Raw genomic sequence first — 17377 nt, 5'->3', positions numbered from 1 at the left:
CCGTGCACGCTCAGCCGGTGAACCCGGCGGTGATCGAGGTGAACTGCCAGTTGTTCTGGCTGATGCCGGAGCAGTTGCTGGTCACGCCGCCGCCCGGGCAGGGCCGGTCACGGTTGACCGACCAGAAGGCGAGCCGGGCGATGTGGTGCGCGTTCGCCCAGTCGCGGATCTGGGTCCAGGCCGCGGTCGAGGTGAGCTCCTGCTGGTCGGACAGTCCGTTCATGCCGGAGATGCCGATGTGCGCGTACGCCGTGGCGTCGTCCCAGCCGAACGCCGACCTCAGCTTGTTCTTCAGCCCCTCGGTCGCGCTCACGGTGCTGCCGTACATGTCGGCGCCGCCGCCGAAGTCGAACGGCATGATCGTGAAGACGTCGATGTCCGCGTTCAGCGCCCTGGCCTGGTCGATCAGCCGGTTGCCCCAGTACGTGGGGCCGGTCGTCGAGGTGCCGAAGGTGAGGATCGTGCGCAGGCCCGGGTTGTTCGCCTTGACGATCTTCAGCGCGTTCAGGACACGGTCCTGCACGACCGCGTTCTCGAACTCGTCCGTGTTCTCGATGTCGACGTCGATCGCCTTCAGTCCGTAGGCGTCGATCACCCGCTGGTACGCGCCCGCGAGCGCCTCGGCCGTCGAGCAGTTCGGGCCGAGCTTGTTGCCGCTCCAGCCGCCGATCGACGGGACGATGTCGCCGCCGGCCGCGCGGACGGAGTTGATGACGCTCTGGTCGTTGCCGCCGGTCAGCGGCCGGCTGCCGTCCCAGGCGGGATTGCAGCCGCCGGAGGAGAGGATGAACGCCATCGTGTACCACTTGATCCCGGTCGCGCTCATCACCGAGCTCGCGCTGGGCGGGTCGCCCCAGCCGAGGTACAGGTACGGCGCGGCCTGCTTGAAGCCGGTCCCCCCGCCGCCGCCCGGGTCCGTGGTGACCGTCACCGCGTTCGAGGCGGCGGAGCTGTTGCCGGCCGCGTCCCGGGCGCGCACGGTGAACGTGTACGAGGTGCTCGGCGAGAGCCCGGAGACCGTGGCGCTCGTCCCGGACACGCTCAGCACCTGGCCGGCACCGCCGTGGACGTCGTACCCCGTGACCCCGACGTCGTCGGTCGAGGCGTTCCACGCCAGCGACACGCTCGACGACGACTTGGCCGTGGAGCGCAGGTTCCCCGGCACGCTCGGCGCCTGGGTGTCGCCGCCTCCGCCGGGCCCGTCGAGGCTGATGTCGTCGGCCTGGTAGGCCCCTTGGCCGTACCAGCCGTGGACGTACACGCGGGCGCTGGTCTGCGAGGCGCCGGTGGTGAACGACAGGCTCAGCCGGCTGTAGGCCGACGGGGAGTTCGTCCAGGTCGAGGCGGATCCGTCCACCCCGAGGTAGACGTAGGAGCCACGGACCCAGCCGGCCAGCGTGTACGTCGTGTTCGGCTGGACCGCCACGGTCTGACCGCACTTGGCGTTGTCGCTCGCACCGGCGGCGCCCTGGAGCGCCCGCGAGCCGCCGTGCACGGGGGAGGAGACCACCGAACCGAGGTTGCCCGTGCAGGACCACGGGGACAGGGCGCCCGATTCGAAGCCGGGGTTGTTCAGGATGTTGGCCGCGTGAGCGGTGCCGGGAAGAGCGACGGCCCCGCCGAGCGCGAGGCCGACGGCGCCGCACAGCGCGAGGAGTCTGCGTCTGGAGCGACTGAGGAGTGAGGAGCGCACGCGATCTCCCTGGGGAATGTGGGGTGTTCGGGAGTGCACAAGGGGTGCGGAGGTGCGGAGGTGCGCCAACAAAGTTGGTATGGACCAATCGCGGTGTCAAGGGGTGACGCGCGATCGGTCCATACCGGTGGGTGATGCGGGGCCGCGCCCCGGCGGTGCGGGGCGCAGGTGCGGGAACCGCGCGGGCGGCCGTTCGCGCCCGCACCCGGCGGGCGGTACCCGGCAACCCCGGGCCCCCGCCGAGTCTGTGCCGTTCGCGCCCGCATCCGGCGGGCGGTACCCGGCAACCCCGGGCCCCCGCCGAGTCTGTGCCGTTCGCGCCCGCACCCGGCGGGCGGCCCGGGGCCCTAGAGCGGCAGCGCCTGAGCCGCCGCCTCGACGGCCCCGGACGGCGCGGGCACGGCCGGCAGCAGCTCCCCGGCCGCCTCCGCCCTCTGCTGCGGCAGGGAGACGGGCCGCAGCGGCCGGGGCCCCGACACCACCGTGTAGTCCTGCCCGAGGAACGGCGGGGCGACCTCGCCCGGATCCTCGCCGAGCGCCAGCTGCACGGCCAGCCACGGCACGTTGATCCCGCACAGCGACAGCTGGTGCAGCCCTCCGGCGGGCCGTGTGTTGACGTCCATCAGGACGGGCCGGTCCCCGAACATCCGGAACTGGATGTTGGACAGGTACCGCAGCCCGAACCCCTCGGCGATCGCCCGCGCCGGCTCCAGCCACTGCTCGTGCAGCGTGAACCCGCGCCGCCGCCCGTTCTTCGTGCGGCCCACGGCGAGCCTCAGCCGGTCGTCCGCCCCGGTGAGGCAGTCCACCGACACCTCCGGCTGCTCCAGCCGCGGCATCACCAGCCAGTCCACCGGCTCCTCGGCCTGCCGCAGCGCCTCGACGACCAGGTCGAGATGCACGTACGGGCCCGGGAAGCCGCTGAGGTGCACGAGCGAGAAGGGCGCGCGGGTGACGACCCGGAAGCCGACACCGCCGGCGCCCGAGGCGGGCTTGAAGCACGCCTTGTGCCCGGCGTCCTCCAACTCCTCCACCGCCGCGACCAGTTCGTCGGCCGTGCGCACCCGCCACCACGGCGGCACCGGCACGCCGATCGCCTGGACGGCCTCATAGGCGACGATCTTGTCCTCGAAGACGGAGATCGCCTCCGGCGGCGGGGCCAGCAGCGCGGTGCCCACCGCGGCGAAGTCCGCGCGATGGGCCGAGACCGCCTCCTGGTGCAGCCGGGGGACGAACACGTCGATGCCGCGCCGGGCGCACTGGTCGAGGGCGAACTCGACGTACGCGGCCGGGGACAGTCCCTCGGGCTCCAGGTCGGCGGTGTCGGCGGCGGCGAGCACCGGCGAGTCGGGGTCGCCGTGCGTGGCGTGGACCTCGACGGCGCGGTCGCTGGGATTTCGGCGCAGCTGCTCAATGAAGAACACGTTCTCCGCGTACGTGCGGTTGAGCCAGACGCGTACGCGAGAGACCATGCAGGCCGCCTTTCACGGTTCACGGGCACGGCGGATCGGCCCGTGCCCGGGCAGGAAGAAGGGAGGTACACCGAACCGCCCTGGTGAAGGGAGTTTCGTGGCGGTGGTGTCGGGGGGATCATACGGCTTCCGGGGGGTGCCGCGTGCAACGCGCGTGTTAAGGATCCCCCGGCCCGCGACACGGCGCCGCGAGGACGCCCGAGCGGCTTGTCGGGCGCCTGCGTGATGTGCTGTCGTAGGGGCGGACGGTCGATCGCGAGGGGGGAGCGGGCCGGTGGCGTCTGGGGTCGGCGAGGGCGGGCGGCTGCTGGCCATCAGCGACCTGCACATCGGATATCCGGAGAACCGGGAACTGGTCGAGAAGCTGTGTCCGCGGTCGCCCGACGACTGGCTCCTGGTGGCCGGTGACGTGGCCGAGACCGTCGAGGACGTCCGCTGGGCCCTGGAACTGCTCGCGGGCCGCTTCCGCAAGGTCGTCTGGGCGCCCGGCAACCACGAGCTGTGGACCCACCCCCGTGACTCCGTGACGCTGCGCGGCGTGGCCCGCTACGAGCACCTGGTCGCGCTCTGCCGCGAGCTGGGCGTGGTCACGCCCGAGGACCCCTACCCGGTGTGGGAGGGACCGGGCGGTCCGGCCGTGGTGGCGCCGCTGTTCCTGCTGTACGACTACTCCTTCCTGCCGGAGGGCTGCGCGACCAAGGCGGAGGGCCTGGCCTACGCGCACGGGACCGGGGTCGTCTGCAACGACGAGCACCTGCTGCACCCGGACCCCTACCCGTCGCGGGAGGCATGGTGCCGGGCACGGGTCGAGCTGACCGGGCGCAGGCTGGCCGGGCAGTCCGGGGAACTGCCCCTGGTGCTGGTGAACCACTATCCGCTGGACCGGCATCCGACGGACGTGCTGTGGTACCCCGAGTTCGCCATGTGGTGCGGCACCACGCTCACCGCGGACTGGCACCGCAGGTTCCGGGTGGCGGCCATGGTCTACGGCCATCTGCACATCCCCCGCAGCACCGTCCTCGACGGGGTCCCCTTCGAGGAGGTCTCGGTCGGCTACCCCCGCGAGTGGCGCCGCCGCGACCGGCCGCCGGGCGTCCCCCGCTCCGTCCTGCCCCGCGAGACGCTCGACCGGCCCTGAGCGCGGAGCCGGTCCTTCGCGGTCCGCCGTGGCGGGCGAGGGGGGATCACCCTCTCGGCTGCCAGGCCCGGAGCAGACGGAAGAACTCCTCCTCGTCGCCCCGCAGGCCGGCCAGGGTCAGGGCCCGGTCCGCCTCGGCGAGCACGGAGGGCGGGACCACGGGCGGCCGCCGGCCGTCCGGCGGGCCGCCGGCGCCGTCGAAGGCCGCGCGGACGGTGTGCAGCAGACGCAGATATGCCTGGACGGCGGCGCGTTCGCGGTCGGTCGGTACGGACGTGGGCATAGGTCGGCTCTCCCCGTGTCGGATGCGCTGGCGCACCCTCCAGCTTGCCCGCCGCCACCGACGATCCGGTGGGGCCGCACCCCGGTTCGCCCGCTCGGCGGAGGCGGAACCACGCCGACGGCCCGTGCCGCCCTCAGCCCTGCGGTCCCCGGTACCCCAGGGACGCCTCGATCCGGCCGGCCAGCCGGTCGCGCCGCACCGGACCGCGTCCGGCCGAACCGGTCAGCCAGGTCCGGCACTTGCTCGCCAGCAGCAGCCCGAACGCCTCCGCCTCCCGCTCGTCGTCGTGGTCGAAGCGGCTGCGGGCGGCCACCCTCAGCACGGTCGCCTGGAGGTCGGCGGAGTCGTCGAGCAGCCGGGCGGCGACCGCCGCGCCCGCCACATGACGGCCGTGGTGCCCGGCCTGCATGTGCCACAATTCGTGCCCGAGGATGACCAGTTGATGCGCGGGGTCGGTCCGTTCCTCGACGACCACCAGGTCCTGCTCCGCCATGTCGATCCACAGGCCGCTCGCGGTGTCCGCGGGGAAGGCCGCCGTGCGGAAGCGCACCGGGCGCCCACGCCGCCGGCTCATCGCGCCGCACAGCTCGGTGTACAGCTCTGCGGGGACCGCGGGCGCGGGCAGCCGCACCTCCCCGACCAGGTCGCCGCACAGGCGGCGCATCTCCCTGCGGACGCCCACAGTTCTCCCCCGGCTCACGACTCGGGCCGTTTGACGCTCTCCAGAAGCATGTCCAGCCACTCGGCGACCTTGTCGCGGTGCTGGTCGGTGGGCAGTTGGGCGGCCCGCCAGGCGATGCCGCGCACCCCGTGGTCCTGGAGCAGCCGCTCCAGCGGGTCCTTCGGGGCGGCTGCCGCCGCCTCCCGGTCGCGGTCGGCGAGCTTCTGGAGCAGGTCCTGCTCGGTGCGCTGGAGGGCGATGGCGAGCGCCTCGCCGTCCTCGGCGGTCAGAAAGCCGGCGTGCACCCGGAAGAACCGCTGGATGGCGTCGCAGTGCTCCATGGTGGGGCGCCGGTCGCCGTTGATGAGCGCGCCGGCCTGCTGCCGGGACATGCCCGCGCCGTCGGCGATCTCCTGCTGGGTGTGTCTGCGGCCGTTGGGCTTGAGCCGGGTGCGGCGCAGCAGGTCGAGCCGTTGCAGGAAGCGGGCCTGCACATCGGGCTCGCCGGCCGGGCGGCCCTGGAGCAGGTCCTTCACGACGGGCTCGGGGACACCGGAGGCCACGGACAGACGGGCCGTGTCGAACAGTTCCGCGTGCGGCACGCCGAGCCGGTCGGCGAGCGCGGTGACACGAGCGACGACGGCCGGCAGGACAGCCGACGCCGTGCCGCCCGGAACCTCGTAGCCATCCGTCACCGACGTGTCTCCTACGTCTCGCACAGCCATCTCGCATGTGGTCTCCGTGAACTTCCCGGAGCGTAGCGGGTGCTTCGAACTCACATCCAGGTCTCGCCACAACTGTGGCCAATTTCAGCCGTCAACAGTCACGGAATGCCACGATAGTTGACATGCCTGCAGCCGGAGCAGCAGGATCGGTGCGCCGCGAGAAGGCCGCAGAGGCAAGAGGGGTGACCTCCCGATGGCATATCAGGCAGGTGGGCAGCGGCCGGCGCCGCGGCCTGCCCCCGTCAGTCCCCAGGCCCAGGACTACCTGCGGGACTACGCCGCGCTCGTGGAGGCCGTCCCCTTCCCCTCGCTCGTCGTCGACCACCGCTGGGACGTGGTCCTGGCCAACAGCGCGTTCGAGACACTTTTCCGGGCGGTCGGACCGCATCCGACCGCCATGCCCGGTGACAATTTCCTGCGTTTCGTCCTGTTCCATCCGGACGCGGGCTCGGTCCTCGGTGAGCACGAGTCGAGCTGGTGCCTGCCCATGCTGGCGCACTTCGCCGCGTCCCTGGAGCGGCACGGCCACGACCCCGCGCTCCAGGCGGTGCGCCGCGAGATCGCCCAGGACCCCCTCATGGAGGCCGCCTACCGCCAGGGCCTGCCGCACTGGATGCGGGCCATGGGAGAGGCGGCCGTCGAGCACGACGGTGCCGTGCGCCCGCTGCTGCACCCCGACCCGCGCTGGGGCGTCACCGACTGCCGTATCGTCGGCGAGACCCCCAAGGCCCTGCTGGACATGGGCTACACCCGCCTGACGATGGTGCTGCGCGGCCGCCGGCCCGCCACCGCCCGGGGCGTGCGGCCACGGCCCCGCCGCACGGCGGGCCACCTCACCGTGGTCCCCGCCCCGGAGGCCTGACCGGGCACCGCCGGCGTTCAGGTCACCGACGGCGCCGGGTCAGCCTCCGCCCCCGACACGACTCCCCGGACCCCGACACGACTCCCCGGACCCCGGCAGGGCCTCCCGCGGGCGCCCCGTCCGCGCCGGCATGGTCCTCGTCCGGCCGGGCATCTTGCGTACGGACGAGTTTCACGCGCGCGCCACCGGGCCCTTCCCTGCCGTTCGGTGCTCTTGGAACACTCCTTTCGCGCGCATTTCCGTCACGGCCAGGCCGGTTCTGATCCGCGACCAGGAGAGGTCCCTCATCCATGCCCGAAGTCAACCGGCGCCGATTCCTCCAAGTGGCCGGTGCCACGACGGCGTTCACCGCCCTGTCGAGCAGCATCGAGCGGGCGGCCGCGCTGCCGGCCCACCATCGCTCCGGGACGATCGAGGATGTCGAGCACATCGTCGTCCTGATGCAGGAGAACCGTTCTTTCGACCACTACTTCGGCACACTGCGCGGCGTCCGGGGCTTCGGCGACCCGCATCCGGTACGGCTCCCGAGCGGCAGGCCGGTGTGGCACCAGAGCGACGGAACCCGCGAGGTGCTGCCCTTCCGCCCGGAGGCCGACGACCTCGGCATGCAGTTCCTGGAGGGCCTCCCGCACGGCTGGACCGACGGACAGCACGCCTACAACGGCGGCGGCTACGACAAGTGGCTGCCCGCCAAGGGCACCACGACGATGGCGTACCTCACCCGGGAGGACATCCCCTTCCACTACGCCCTCGCCGACGCCTTCACCGTCTGCGACGCCTACCACTGCTCGTTCATCGGCTCGACCGACCCGAACCGCTACTACCTGTGGTCGGGCCACACCGGCAACGACGGCAGGGGCGGCGGCCCGGTCCTCGGCAACGACGAACTGGGTTACGACTGGACCACGTACCCCGAGCGTCTGGAGGAGGCCGGTGTCTCCTGGAAGATCTACCAGGACATCGGCGACGGCCTGGACGCGCCCGGCTCCTGGGGCTGGATCCCGGACGCCTACCGGGGCAACTACGGCGACAACTCGCTCCTGTACTTCAACCGGTACCGCGACGCCCGGCCCGGCGACCCCTGGTACGACAAGGCCCGCACCGGCACGGACGCCAAGGCGGGCGAGGGCTACTTCGACCGGCTGCGGGCCGACGTGAAGGCGGGGAAGCTGCCGCAGATCTCCTGGATCGCCGCCCCCGAGGCATTCTCCGAGCACTCCAACTGGCCGTCCAACTACGGCGCCTGGTACATATCCCAGGTCCTGGACGCGCTCACCTCCGACCCGGCGGTGTGGGCGCGGACCGCGCTGTTCATCACGTACGACGAGAACGACGGCTTCTTCGACCACGTGCTGCCGCCGCTGCCGCCGAGGAACGCCGCGCAGGGCAGGTCCACGGTCGACGTCTCGCTCGACCTCTACCCCGGTGACAGCAGGCGCCCGGCCGGTCCCTACGGTCTCGGCCCGCGGGTGCCGATGCTGGTCGTGTCGCCGTGGAGCAAGGGCGGGTTCGTCTGCTCGGAGACCTTCGACCACACCTCGGTCCTGCGTTTCATGGAGCGCCGCTTCGGGGTGCGCGAGCCGAACATCTCGCCGTGGCGCCGCGCCGTCTGCGGCGATCTGACCTCGGCCTTCGACTTCGCCCGCAAGGACAGCCGCCCGGCGTGCCTGCCGGACACCGGCGCGTACGCGCCGCGGGACCGCGAGCGCCACCCCGACTACCGCCCGACCCCGCCCGCCGACCCCGGCCTGCCCCGTCAGGAGCGCGGCCTGCGCCCGGCCCGGCCGCTGAAGTACGCCCCGGCGGTGGACGGCACCCTCGACCCGGAGACCGGGAGGATCACCCTCACCTTCGCCTCCGGCGCCGCGGCCGGCGCGGCCTTCTGGGTCACCGGCGGCAACCGCACCGACGGCCCCTGGACCTACACCACCGAGGCCGGCAGGACCCTCGCGGACACCTGGGACACGGCGTACTCGAACGGCTCGTACGACCTGACGGTGCACGGCCCCAACGGCTTCCTGCGGGTCTTCCGGGGGCCGGGCGGGACGGCGGGGCCCGAGGTCGCCGCGCGGCACACCGGCGACGACGTCGAACTGACCTTCACCCACGGCGGCACGGGCACCGCCCGGCTGAGGCTCACCGACGGCCGCGGCGGCCGGCCCCGGACGGTGAGGGTGCGCGCCGGCGCGACCGTGAGGCTCACCGTCGGCCTGACGGCGAGCCGCCGCTGGTACGACCTCACGGTCACCTCCGAGGCAGACCCGGCGTTCCTGCGCCGTTTCGTCGGCCATGTCGAGAACGGCCGTCCCGGCGTGAGCGACCCGGCGATCGCCACGGACTGACGCCTCGTCACGCGCAGGTGCCCCGGCCCGTACGGAAGGGGGGCCGGGGCACCTGCGCGTGTCCGGTGGGAGGGGCTACGCCACGAGCCCCGTGTCCACCGGCTCCGTCTGCGGCGCGGGCGCCCGCCTCCGCCGCCGGACCCGCGCGGTCCGCCGGGTCCGCGCGCCGGGCAGCCACGTCGTCCCGGCCGGCCGCGGTCGCCCGCTCCCGCCGGTGACGCCCGTCGGCACCGGCCGGTCCGGTGCGGATGCGGACGCGGATACGGAGGCGGGCACCGGCTCCTCCGGCGGGGGAGGGGGCACGAGTGCGTCCAGGGCCGGAGCGGCACTCCGCTCTCCGGCCCCGGCGGCGGCCGCCGGGCCGGGCACGGCCCGCTCGGTGTCCCGCCGCGTCCCGCGGGACAGCTGCACCACGCCCCACGAGGCGAGGGCGGCCCCCGCGAGGGCGGTGAGGACGCCGGCCGGGCCGCCCCGGAGACGCTCGCCCAGCAGGGAGAGACCGATCAGTGCGGCCGCCACCGGGTTGGCGAGGGTCACCGTGGCCAGCGGTGCGCCGAGGCCGCCCCGGTAGGCCGTCTGCGAGAGCAGCAGGCCGCCGGCGGCGAAGGCGGCGACGAGCACGGCGACGCCGATCACCTGGAGACCGAGAACGGGGCCGGTGCGGTCGGTGGCGGCCACGGTCACCGTCTGGGTGAGCGCGGAGGCAACCCCGGAGGCGACGCCGGACGCGGTGGCGTGCCGCAGGCCGGGCCGGGCGCCGGGCCGGGACAGCAGGCCGATGAGCGCGGCGGCGGTGCCCGCGACGGCCAGCGCCTCGGCCGGGTGCAGCACGTCGTCCGGCGCGGGTCCGGACGCGGCGGCGAGCAGGACGGCTAGTCCGGCCAGGGTGAACGCCGTGCCCCGCCACTCGTCGCGGCTCACCCGACGGCCCGCGACCCGTGCCCCGAGCGGCACCGCGGCGACGAGGGTGAGCGCCCCGAGCGGCTGCACCACCGTGAGCGGCCCGTACCTCAGGGCCACGACGTGCAGCAGCGCGGCGGCGGCGTTGAGCAGCACGGCCCCCCACCAGGCCCCGGTGCCCAGCAGCCGCAGCAGACCGCCCCCGGCGGAGCGGGCGGCGAGCCGTTCCTGGGCGACCGCGGCGGCCGCGTAGGCGACGGCGGAGAACAGCGACAGTCCGACGGCGGCCGTGAACGCGGCGTTCATCGGCCCGCCCCCACGAGCACGCCGTCCCCGGCCGGGGAGAGCCGGGCGGTGCCCCGGCCCGCGGTGCCGGCCGTCCGGCGCGGCGCGTGGACCACGGCCAGCGCGGGGCCGAGCAGCGCGGTCGCGACGATCGCGTCGAGCCAGTAGTGGTTCGCGGTGCCGACGACCACCAGCAGCGTCAGCGCCGGGTGCAGCAGCCAGAGCCACCGCCGCCGTGAGCGGGTGGCCACGATCAGACCGATCGCGACCATCAGCGCCCACCCGAAGTGCAGGGACGGCATCGCCGCGAACTGGTTGGAGAGGTGGTCGGTCTCCGGCGGCCCGTACACCGAGGGGCCGAAGACCCGCGCGGTGTCGACGAGACCGGTCGCGGCGAGCATCCGCGGCGGGGCGAGCGGGAACACCAGATGCACCACCAGCGCGGCCGCGGTGACCGCTGCGAGCACCCGCCGGGCCCAGACGTAGTGCGCGGGGCGCCGCAGATAGAGCCAGACCAGGAAGGCGGCCGTGGCCGGGAAGTGCACGCCCGCGTAGAAGACGTTGGCGGTGTGCACGAGCGTGTCGCCGTGCAGCAGCACGGACTGCACCGAGCCCTCGCCGGGCAGACGGACGGCCCGCTCCAGGTCCCACACGCGATGCGCGTTGCGGAAGGCGTCGTCGGTGTGGCCCGTGGCGAGCTGCCGGCCGAACTTGTAGACGAGGAAGAGTCCCGCGACGAGCAGAAGCTCGCGCAGCAGGGGCGGCCGGGCCCCCGCTTCGGGCGGCTCCCCCCGGTCGGGCTCGGTCGGTGCCTTCATCCCCGGCCCCTTCACTGACGGTGGTGCGTGCATGCGGTCGTACGGCGACGTACCGGTACCAGGACGTACCGGTACGGAGCCGTACCGGTACGAGAGTGTACCGATACGAGGCTGTACCGATACGCGAGTGTACCGATACGCCTCCGTACCGGTACACTGGCGTATCGAAGAATGTGCGTCACACTGGAGCCGTCACAGTGCTGGCAGGGGCTTGAGGGCCGATGGAGAGAAGGAGTGCCGATGACGTCGCAGGCCGCGGACCGACCGGAACAGGTCGCCTCGCGCCGCTCCAAGCTCACCCGGGAACGTGAGCAGGAGTTCTTCGACGCCGTCCTCGAACAGATCCGGACGTGCGGCTACGACTCGGTCACCATGGAGGGCATCGCCAGCAGTACGCGGTGCAGCAAGTCCACGCTCTACCGGGGCTGGAAGACCAAGCCGCAGTTCGTCGCGGCCGCGCTGAGGTCGTGCCGCCAGGTGCGCTTCGCCGGCATCGACACCGGCTCGCTCGCCGAGGACCTCCGCCAGGCCGCACGGGCCGCGGGCCAGGACTCGGACAAGGACCAGAGCCTGCTCCAGGCCCTCGGTCACGCGGTCATGCAGGACCGCGAACTCCAGCAGGCGCTGCGCGAGGCGCTCGTCGACCCCGAGATCGACGCGCTCCGGGAGATCCTGCGGCGCGGCGCGGAACGCGGCGAGATCCCCGCGGACCATCCCGCCCTGGAGTACATCCCGGCCCAGATGTACGGCGTGTTGCGGGCACGCCCCATCATCGAGGGCGAGTACGCCGACTCGGACTATCTGGTCCGTTTCGTGGAGGCCGCGGTGCTGCCCGTGCTCGGCCTCACCTGAAGACCCAGGCCGCCGTCCGCGGGATGACCGGACGGTGACCTGATCGCGCCGCACCGTGGGGACGGGGGCGGCGCGCACCCCCCGGCCGGGTGGAGTGCCTCTGGAGCGGAGAGGCGCCCCACCCGGCCGTCGTGCGCGGGGGAGGGGCCGAAGGGGGGACGGCCGGGGGAGGGCTCAGACGGTCTGCCCGTCGCCGCCGCCCGACGACTCCTTGATGCCCGCGGTGACGTCGTCCATGACCGACACCTTCTGGTCGGTGTCCAGGCCGAAACGGACCACGACCAGCCGGCCGCCCTCCGCGGGCGAGGGGAACGCCAGCGACTGGACGTAGCCGTCCGAGCCCTTGCTGGTGACGGCCTTCCAGCGCACCAGATAGCCCTTCTGGCCGGCCACCGTGACCGCCCTGGAGGCCAGCACCTGGTGCGAGGTGATCTTCCCGTAGCCGCTGCCGTAGGACTCCTCGGCGTTCGCGGCGATGTCCGCCTTCGCGACCGCCTCCGGCGTGGACCCCTTGGTGCCCAGGGCCTCCGCCGGTGCCGAGTACGCGCCGCCCTTGGTGCACCGCTGCGTGGCGTCGTCCGGGCAGTCGTAGGTGGTCTCCGACGACATCTGCGCGCCCGCGGCCATCTGCCGGCCGGACCAGCCGTCGGGCACCGGCATGCTGATCGCGTTGACGGAGTCGTGGAGCGTGCCGCCGCCCTCGACCTCCGGCACCTGTTCCGGCCCGGGGCTCTCCCCGGGGTCCGGCGAGGGCCCGCCGGTGCCGCCGTCGTCGCCGAACGGGCCGCCCCGGCCGTCGTCCCCGCCGTCCGGAGCGCCGTCCCGGCCGCCCCGGTCCTGCTGGGTCCCGGCCCGGTCGGTGCCGCCGTCGTCCTTGGTCAGCGCGAACACGCCGACCCCGATGCTCGCGAGCACCGCGGCCGCCACCGCCACCGCGATGCCGGTGCGCAGTCCGCGCCGCCGCCCGGCCGGCACGGCACCCGGGTGACCGGGGTGGCCGGGATAGGCGGGAAACGCGGCCTGCGTCGGCTGCGCCGCGAACCCGGCCCCGCCCGGCTGCCCGGGGTGCCCGTAGCCCGCCGGCTGCGCCGGGTACGTCCCGCCGGCCGGCAGCGTCGGCGGCCCCCAGGCGGCCGCGCCCGCCGGACGGGTCTGGTCCGTCCAGGCCCTGCCGTCCCACCAGCGCTCGGTGGCGGGACCGTCACTTTTCTGCCCGGGGTCGGGGTACCACCCGGGGGGAGTCACCTGCGTCATGCCCCCACCGTATGAGGCAACCGTGAAAGCCCGATGAGAGGGAGGGGGACCGGACCTTCCCGATCGGGAGAAAACGGGGCACAAGGGTGTGTTGTCCGCCGGAACGGAACCAAGTCACCGCCCACCGGCGCCCGGTGGCACCGCGACGCGCTGCCGCGCGCCCCTTGCGCGTCGCCCTCGCGCGCTCGGCGTCACCCGTCACGGGAACAGGTCCCCCGACCCGCCACCACCGGGGCCACGAGAGGGATACGCTCAAGCTCTGTACGTCGTCCGGGCGACTTGGGGAGGTAGCGGGATGACGGAGGTACGGCCCACGGCGGCCGTCTCGGCTTCCCTGTGGGAGCGCGACGAGGAAGTCGCCGCCATCGCACGGGCGGTCGACACCCTGTGCGCGGACCGCGCGTCCGCGGGCAGCCTCATGGTGTTCCGCGGCGAGGCCGGCCTCGGCAAGACCGCCCTGCTGAACGAGGCACGCCGCATCGCCGAGACACGCGGCTGCACCGTCTGGTCCGCACGCGGCGGCGAGACCCTCAGGTCCGTCCCGTTCAACGTCGTACGGCAACTGCTCCAGCCCGCCCTCGTCTCGCTGCTGCCCGAGGAGGCGCGCGAGTACCTCGGCGACTGGTACGACATCGCCGGACCCGCCCTCGGCATAGCGGATCCGACCGAGCGTCAGGCCGACCCGCAGGGCGTGTGCGACGGACTCGTCGCCGCCGTGCGCCGCCTCGCCCGGCGGGACTGGCCGCTCGTCCTGCTGATCGACGACGCCCACTGGGCCGACCAGGAGACCCTGCGCTGGCTCGCCGCCTTCGCCGAGCGCCTCGACGACCTCTCCGTCCTCGTGCTCGTCGCCCGCAGGCCCGGCGAGGTCGCCGGCGACAGCGCCCGCCACCTCGACCAGATCGCCGCCGCGGGCCGGGCCGTCACCAGCCTCAGCGCCCTCACCCCGGACGCCGCGGCCGGCATCACCCGCGCCACGCTCGGCGGCCACGCCGACGCCCCGTTCTGCCGCGAGGTCTGGGCCGTCACCGGCGGCAACCCCTACGAGACCGTCGAGCTCCTCGCCAAGGTCCAGGACAGCGAACTGGACCCCACCGACGCCTCGGCCGGTGAACTGCGCGCCCTGAACCGCTCCGCGCGCGGCGGCGGGCTGGTCGCCCGTCTGGAAGGACTCGGCATCGAGGCCACCCGGTTCGCCTGGGCCGCCGCCATCCTCGGCACCGGCATCTCCGTGGACCTCGTCGCCCGCCTCGCCACCATGCCGCACGACGAGGCCACGCGCTGCGCCGAACTCCTGCGCAGCGCCCGCATCCTGACCGAACCCGACCCGGCCGCCACCCGGCCCGTCGCCGGTGAGCTGGAGTTCGTCCACCCGCTGATCGCCAGCGCGGTCTACAACTCCATCCCCGACGCGCTGCGCACCGCCATGCACGGCATCGCCGCCCAGGTCGTCACCGACTCCGGGCTCGGCGCCGCGGCCGCCTCCCGGCATCTGCTCCAGGTCCACCCCGACGACGACGCGGAACTCGTCGAGCAGTTGCGCGAGGCCGCCGCCGAACACCTCGCCGTCGGCGCCCCGGACGCCGCCCGCCGCTGTCTGGAACGCGCGCTGGAGGAACCGCCCCGCCCCGACGTGCACGCACGCGTGCTCTACGAACTGGGCTGCGCCACCCTGCTCACCGCACCCGCCACCACCATCGGCCACCTCCAGACCGCGCTCGCCATGCCCGGCCTGGACGGCGCCGAGCGGGTCAGCGCCGTCTTCCGCCTCTCCCAGGCCCTCCTCCACAACGACCAGCTGGAGCAGGCCGTACGCACCGTCGAGGCGGAGGCCGCCCGGCAGGAGGACGGCCCGGCCAGACTGCGGCTCCAGGCGGTGCAGTACATGTGGGAGGGCATCTACGCCGGGGAGTCCGCCTCGCCCGGGCGCTCCGAGCGGCTCGCCGGCCTCGCCCGCACCTGCACCGGCCGGGACAACTCCGAGCGCGCCCTGCTCATCCTGCGCGGCTTCGACGCCATGACCCACGGCGAGAGCGCCGAGGAGGTCGTCGAGCTGTGCGACCGCGCCCTCGTCAACGGCCGCCTCGCACCGGGCCTCGGCTGGACCGACACCGAGTGGGGCATCGAACTGCTGATGATGCTCGGCAGTTCCTACGCCTACGCGGACCGGCTCGACCGCGCGGAGAGCCTGTTCGCCGAAGCCCTGCGCGCCTACACCTCGGCCGGCTGGAGCGGCGGCCATCTCGCCCTGGCCAACGCCTTCCTCGGGCTCGCCTACCGCCGCCAGGGACGACTGCGCGACGCCGAGGCATCGCTGCGCGAGTCGCTGCGGCTGGCCGAGCGCGTCGGCCGCGGCCTGCCGCTGTACTGGTCGGCCACCTGCGGCCTGGTCGACACCCTGCTGGCGCGGGGCCATGTCGAGGAGGCATGGGCGCTCGCCGAGCAGTACGGCTTCGCCCCGCCCTACCCGTCCACCATCGTGCTGCCGGACACCCGCTCGGTGCGCGGCCGGCTGCTGCTCGCGGTCGGCCGCACCAAGGAGGGCGTCAACGAACTGGGCGAGGCGGAGAAGGCCGCAGCCGCCCGGGGCGGACACAACCCCGTCCTCGCGCCCTGGACGCTCGACCTCGCCCGCGCCCTCGCCGCCGAGGACCCGGCACGTGCCGCCCAGCTGGTCGCCGACGCCCGCCGCCAGGCCGAGCGGTTCGGCACCGACACCGCCATCGGCGAGGCCCTGCGCTGCGCCGCCGCGCTGGAGTCGGGACAGAGCAGGGCACGCCTCGCCGCCCGGGCCGTCGCCTATCTGGAGGCGTCGCCCTGCCAGTACGAGCACGCGGCCGCCCGCATCGAGTACGGCATCGCCTCGCACTCCGTGGCCGAGCTCAACCGGGGCCTGTCCCTGGCCCGTTCCTGCGGTGCCGACGGCCTGGTCGCCCAGGCCCGCCAGGCCCTGGAGAACGAACAGCGGCAGAGCTAGACCGGCGGCGCTACGCCTTGGCGAACACCACCCACACCTGGCCCGGGGCGAAGGCGACCGGCCTGCCGTCGCCCGTGGTGAACCGGGTGCCGTCGGCGGCCTTCGGCCGGGACCAGTTCACCTCGTAGGCCCGGCCGTCGCGCAGCACCTTCGCCCGGCCGCTGCCGACCGTCTCGGTGAACGGGGTGTTGTTGCCGAGCGAGTCGTGGAAGCCGGACCTGCGCAGTTTCACGTACTGCACCACGACGGTCGCCGGGGCCGTCCGCCCCGCGTCGGTGGTCGTCGCGGCCGAGCCGTCCATCGCCACCAGCCAGCGGCCGCGGCTCGCGGACCAGGTGAAGGTGAAGCGGGCCGCCGGGAAGTCCACGGTCTCCGAGGTGTCCGGGGCGCCGCCCGCGGGCGCGGCGCCGTAGCGGAAGCCGGTGGTCAGGGCGGCGGCGCCGGGCGCCTCGGGCAGCAGCGCCCCGGGGCGCAGATAGAGGTTGTGCGGGGCGGGCCGGTCCGTGCCCCGGTGGTACGCGCCCGACGTCCGCCCCGGCGGCTCGGCCCGCACCGGCGCGTTCTCGATCAGCGGCAGCAGCTTGCGCTGGGCCCCGGAGTAGGCGAGCGTCGGCCGGTCGAACTGGCCCAGCAGCTCCAGATCGGACTCGCGGGCGCTGCGCACCGGTCCGACGGCCCGCGGCAGCCGGGTCGCGTACACCGCCATCAGCCGGCTCAGCCCGCCCTCGACCTGTTCGACGTACACGATGTCCGCGCTGTTCAGACCGGTGTGCGGCCGGGCCCGGCGGGAGTTGTCGATCTTCACCGCGAGCACGGGGCCGGCCGGGGCCGCCGTCGTGGGGCTCCGCCCCGGTTCCCGGGCGGGGCCGCGTCCGTCGTCGTGGGAGCCGCTTCCCGGGGAACAGCCCGCGGCCAGGGCGGCCGCCACCGCGGCGGCCAGCAGCGCCGTCGTTCTGCCGCGCCGCGCGCGTGCCCTGCGTACCGTGCTCACCGTCGCCACCCACCCTGTCCCGTGCTCTCGATTGTCCGCTCATCAGGTCATGGCAGGCCATACCCGCCCGGACGGGACGCGGGGCCGGGCGTCCCCCGCCTGCCACCCGGAATGGGCCGGTCGG

14 protein-coding genes are annotated in these 17377 nt (G+C 74.1%); 5 read left to right on the top strand and 9 right to left on the bottom strand.

From position 1 onward, the window contains the following. Window positions 1-10: 10 nt before the first annotated feature. Together ACIQGV_RS39030 and ACIQGV_RS39025 are read right to left on the bottom strand one after the other, a co-directional pair. Window positions 11-1693 (bottom strand): carbohydrate binding domain-containing protein, encoded by a 1683-nt coding sequence (locus ACIQGV_RS39030; RefSeq protein ID WP_402504082.1) that lies wholly within the window; start codon window positions 1691-1693, stop codon window positions 11-13. Between the two features lie 347 nt (window positions 1694-2040). Beyond that, window positions 2041-3165, bottom strand: coding sequence for an ATP-grasp domain-containing protein (locus tag ACIQGV_RS39025; RefSeq protein ID WP_402504079.1), 1125 nt, complete (start codon window positions 3163-3165; stop codon window positions 2041-2043). Window positions 3166-3439: 274 nt separating this feature from the next. Here ACIQGV_RS39025 and ACIQGV_RS39020 point away from each other — a divergent pair, with 274 nt between their 5' ends. After that, on the top strand, window positions 3440-4303 hold the full coding sequence (locus tag ACIQGV_RS39020; protein ID WP_402504077.1) for a metallophosphoesterase family protein: 864 nt from the start codon (window positions 3440-3442) through the stop codon (window positions 4301-4303). A 46-nt stretch (window positions 4304-4349) separates the two neighbouring features. On the opposite strand, the gene ACIQGV_RS39015 is transcribed toward ACIQGV_RS39020, so the two are convergent. From ACIQGV_RS39015 to ACIQGV_RS39005, 3 genes are all read right to left on the bottom strand, one after another. Continuing rightward, on the bottom strand, window positions 4350-4586 hold the full coding sequence (locus ACIQGV_RS39015; protein ID WP_402504074.1) for a hypothetical protein: 237 nt from the start codon (window positions 4584-4586) through the stop codon (window positions 4350-4352). Window positions 4587-4719: 133 nt separating this feature from the next. Continuing rightward, window positions 4720-5250 (bottom strand): toxin-antitoxin system, toxin component, encoded by a 531-nt coding sequence (locus tag ACIQGV_RS39010; RefSeq protein ID WP_402504110.1) that lies wholly within the window; start codon window positions 5248-5250, stop codon window positions 4720-4722. Between the two features lie 32 nt (window positions 5251-5282). Continuing rightward, window positions 5283-5942, bottom strand: a complete 660-nt coding sequence (locus ACIQGV_RS39005) for a helix-turn-helix domain-containing protein (RefSeq protein ID WP_402504071.1) — start codon at window positions 5940-5942, stop codon at window positions 5283-5285. 223 nt (window positions 5943-6165) lie between these two features. Between ACIQGV_RS39005 and ACIQGV_RS39000 the strand changes: the two genes are divergently transcribed. Next, window positions 6166-6834 (top strand): hypothetical protein, encoded by a 669-nt coding sequence (locus ACIQGV_RS39000; protein WP_402504069.1) that lies wholly within the window; start codon window positions 6166-6168, stop codon window positions 6832-6834. 290 nt (window positions 6835-7124) lie between these two features. Next, window positions 7125-9176, top strand: a complete 2052-nt coding sequence (locus tag ACIQGV_RS38995; protein WP_402504067.1) for a phosphocholine-specific phospholipase C — start codon at window positions 7125-7127, stop codon at window positions 9174-9176. Window positions 9177-9251: 75 nt separating this feature from the next. Here the strand turns inward: ACIQGV_RS38995 and ACIQGV_RS38990 are convergent, their stop codons facing one another. Then, window positions 9252-10382: a hypothetical protein gene (locus ACIQGV_RS38990; RefSeq protein ID WP_402504065.1), complete on the bottom strand. Its 1131-nt coding sequence runs from the start codon at window positions 10380-10382 to the stop codon at window positions 9252-9254. Next, complete coding sequence (locus tag ACIQGV_RS38985; protein ID WP_402504062.1) at window positions 10379-11179, bottom strand: phosphatase PAP2 family protein; 801 nt, start codon at window positions 11177-11179, stop codon at window positions 10379-10381. Before ACIQGV_RS38985 ends, ACIQGV_RS38990 begins: the two co-directional genes overlap by 4 nt. A gap of 240 nt (window positions 11180-11419) precedes the next feature. Between ACIQGV_RS38985 and ACIQGV_RS38980 the strand changes: the two genes are divergently transcribed. After that, on the top strand, window positions 11420-12031 hold the full coding sequence (locus ACIQGV_RS38980; protein ID WP_402504060.1) for a TetR/AcrR family transcriptional regulator C-terminal ligand-binding domain-containing protein: 612 nt from the start codon (window positions 11420-11422) through the stop codon (window positions 12029-12031). 174 nt (window positions 12032-12205) lie between these two features. Here the strand turns inward: ACIQGV_RS38980 and ACIQGV_RS38975 are convergent, their stop codons facing one another. Continuing rightward, the gene (locus tag ACIQGV_RS38975; RefSeq protein ID WP_402504058.1) at window positions 12206-13285 is read right to left on the bottom strand and encodes a DUF2510 domain-containing protein; all 1080 of its coding nucleotides are present in this window, start codon (window positions 13283-13285) and stop codon (window positions 12206-12208) included. Window positions 13286-13580: 295 nt separating this feature from the next. On the opposite strand from ACIQGV_RS38975, the gene ACIQGV_RS38970 reads away from it, so the two are divergent. Continuing rightward, window positions 13581-16262: an ATP-binding protein gene (locus ACIQGV_RS38970; RefSeq protein WP_402504055.1), complete on the top strand. Its 2682-nt coding sequence runs from the start codon at window positions 13581-13583 to the stop codon at window positions 16260-16262. 10 nt (window positions 16263-16272) lie between these two features. On the opposite strand, the gene ACIQGV_RS38965 is transcribed toward ACIQGV_RS38970, so the two are convergent. Beyond that, window positions 16273-17262 (bottom strand): DUF3048 domain-containing protein, encoded by a 990-nt coding sequence (locus tag ACIQGV_RS38965; RefSeq protein WP_402504053.1) that lies wholly within the window; start codon window positions 17260-17262, stop codon window positions 16273-16275. Window positions 17263-17377: the final 115 nt, after the last annotated feature.

The organism is Streptomyces sp. NPDC093094 (genome assembly GCF_044754345.1).
Lineage (GTDB): Bacteria > Actinomycetota > Actinomycetes > Streptomycetales > Streptomycetaceae > Streptomyces.
The sequence above is the reverse complement of the archived record's forward strand: the minus strand, read 5'-3'. Positions and strand labels throughout refer to the sequence as shown.

Bases quoted from the DNA above. Each gene is read 5' to 3' on its own strand.
- ACIQGV_RS39025 (WP_402504079.1), bottom strand. From the start codon at position 3,165: ATGGTCTCTCGCGTACGCGTCTGGCTCAACCGCACGTACGCGGAGAAC.
- ACIQGV_RS39015 (WP_402504074.1), bottom strand. From the start codon at position 4,586: ATGCCCACGTCCGTACCGACCGACCGCGAACGCGCCGCCGTCCAGGCA.
- ACIQGV_RS39010 (WP_402504110.1), bottom strand. From the start codon at position 5,250: ATGCGCCGCCTGTGCGGCGACCTGGTCGGGGAGGTGCGGCTGCCCGCG.
- ACIQGV_RS39000 (WP_402504069.1), top strand. From the start codon at position 6,166: ATGGCATATCAGGCAGGTGGGCAGCGGCCGGCGCCGCGGCCTGCCCCC.
- ACIQGV_RS38995 (WP_402504067.1), top strand. From the start codon at position 7,125: ATGCCCGAAGTCAACCGGCGCCGATTCCTCCAAGTGGCCGGTGCCACG.
- ACIQGV_RS38990 (WP_402504065.1), bottom strand. From the start codon at position 10,382: ATGAACGCCGCGTTCACGGCCGCCGTCGGACTGTCGCTGTTCTCCGCC.
- ACIQGV_RS38985 (WP_402504062.1), bottom strand. From the start codon at position 11,179: ATGAAGGCACCGACCGAGCCCGACCGGGGGGAGCCGCCCGAAGCGGGG.
- ACIQGV_RS38980 (WP_402504060.1), top strand. From the start codon at position 11,420: ATGACGTCGCAGGCCGCGGACCGACCGGAACAGGTCGCCTCGCGCCGC.
- ACIQGV_RS38975 (WP_402504058.1), bottom strand. From the start codon at position 13,285: ATGACGCAGGTGACTCCCCCCGGGTGGTACCCCGACCCCGGGCAGAAA.
- ACIQGV_RS38970 (WP_402504055.1), top strand. From the start codon at position 13,581: ATGACGGAGGTACGGCCCACGGCGGCCGTCTCGGCTTCCCTGTGGGAG.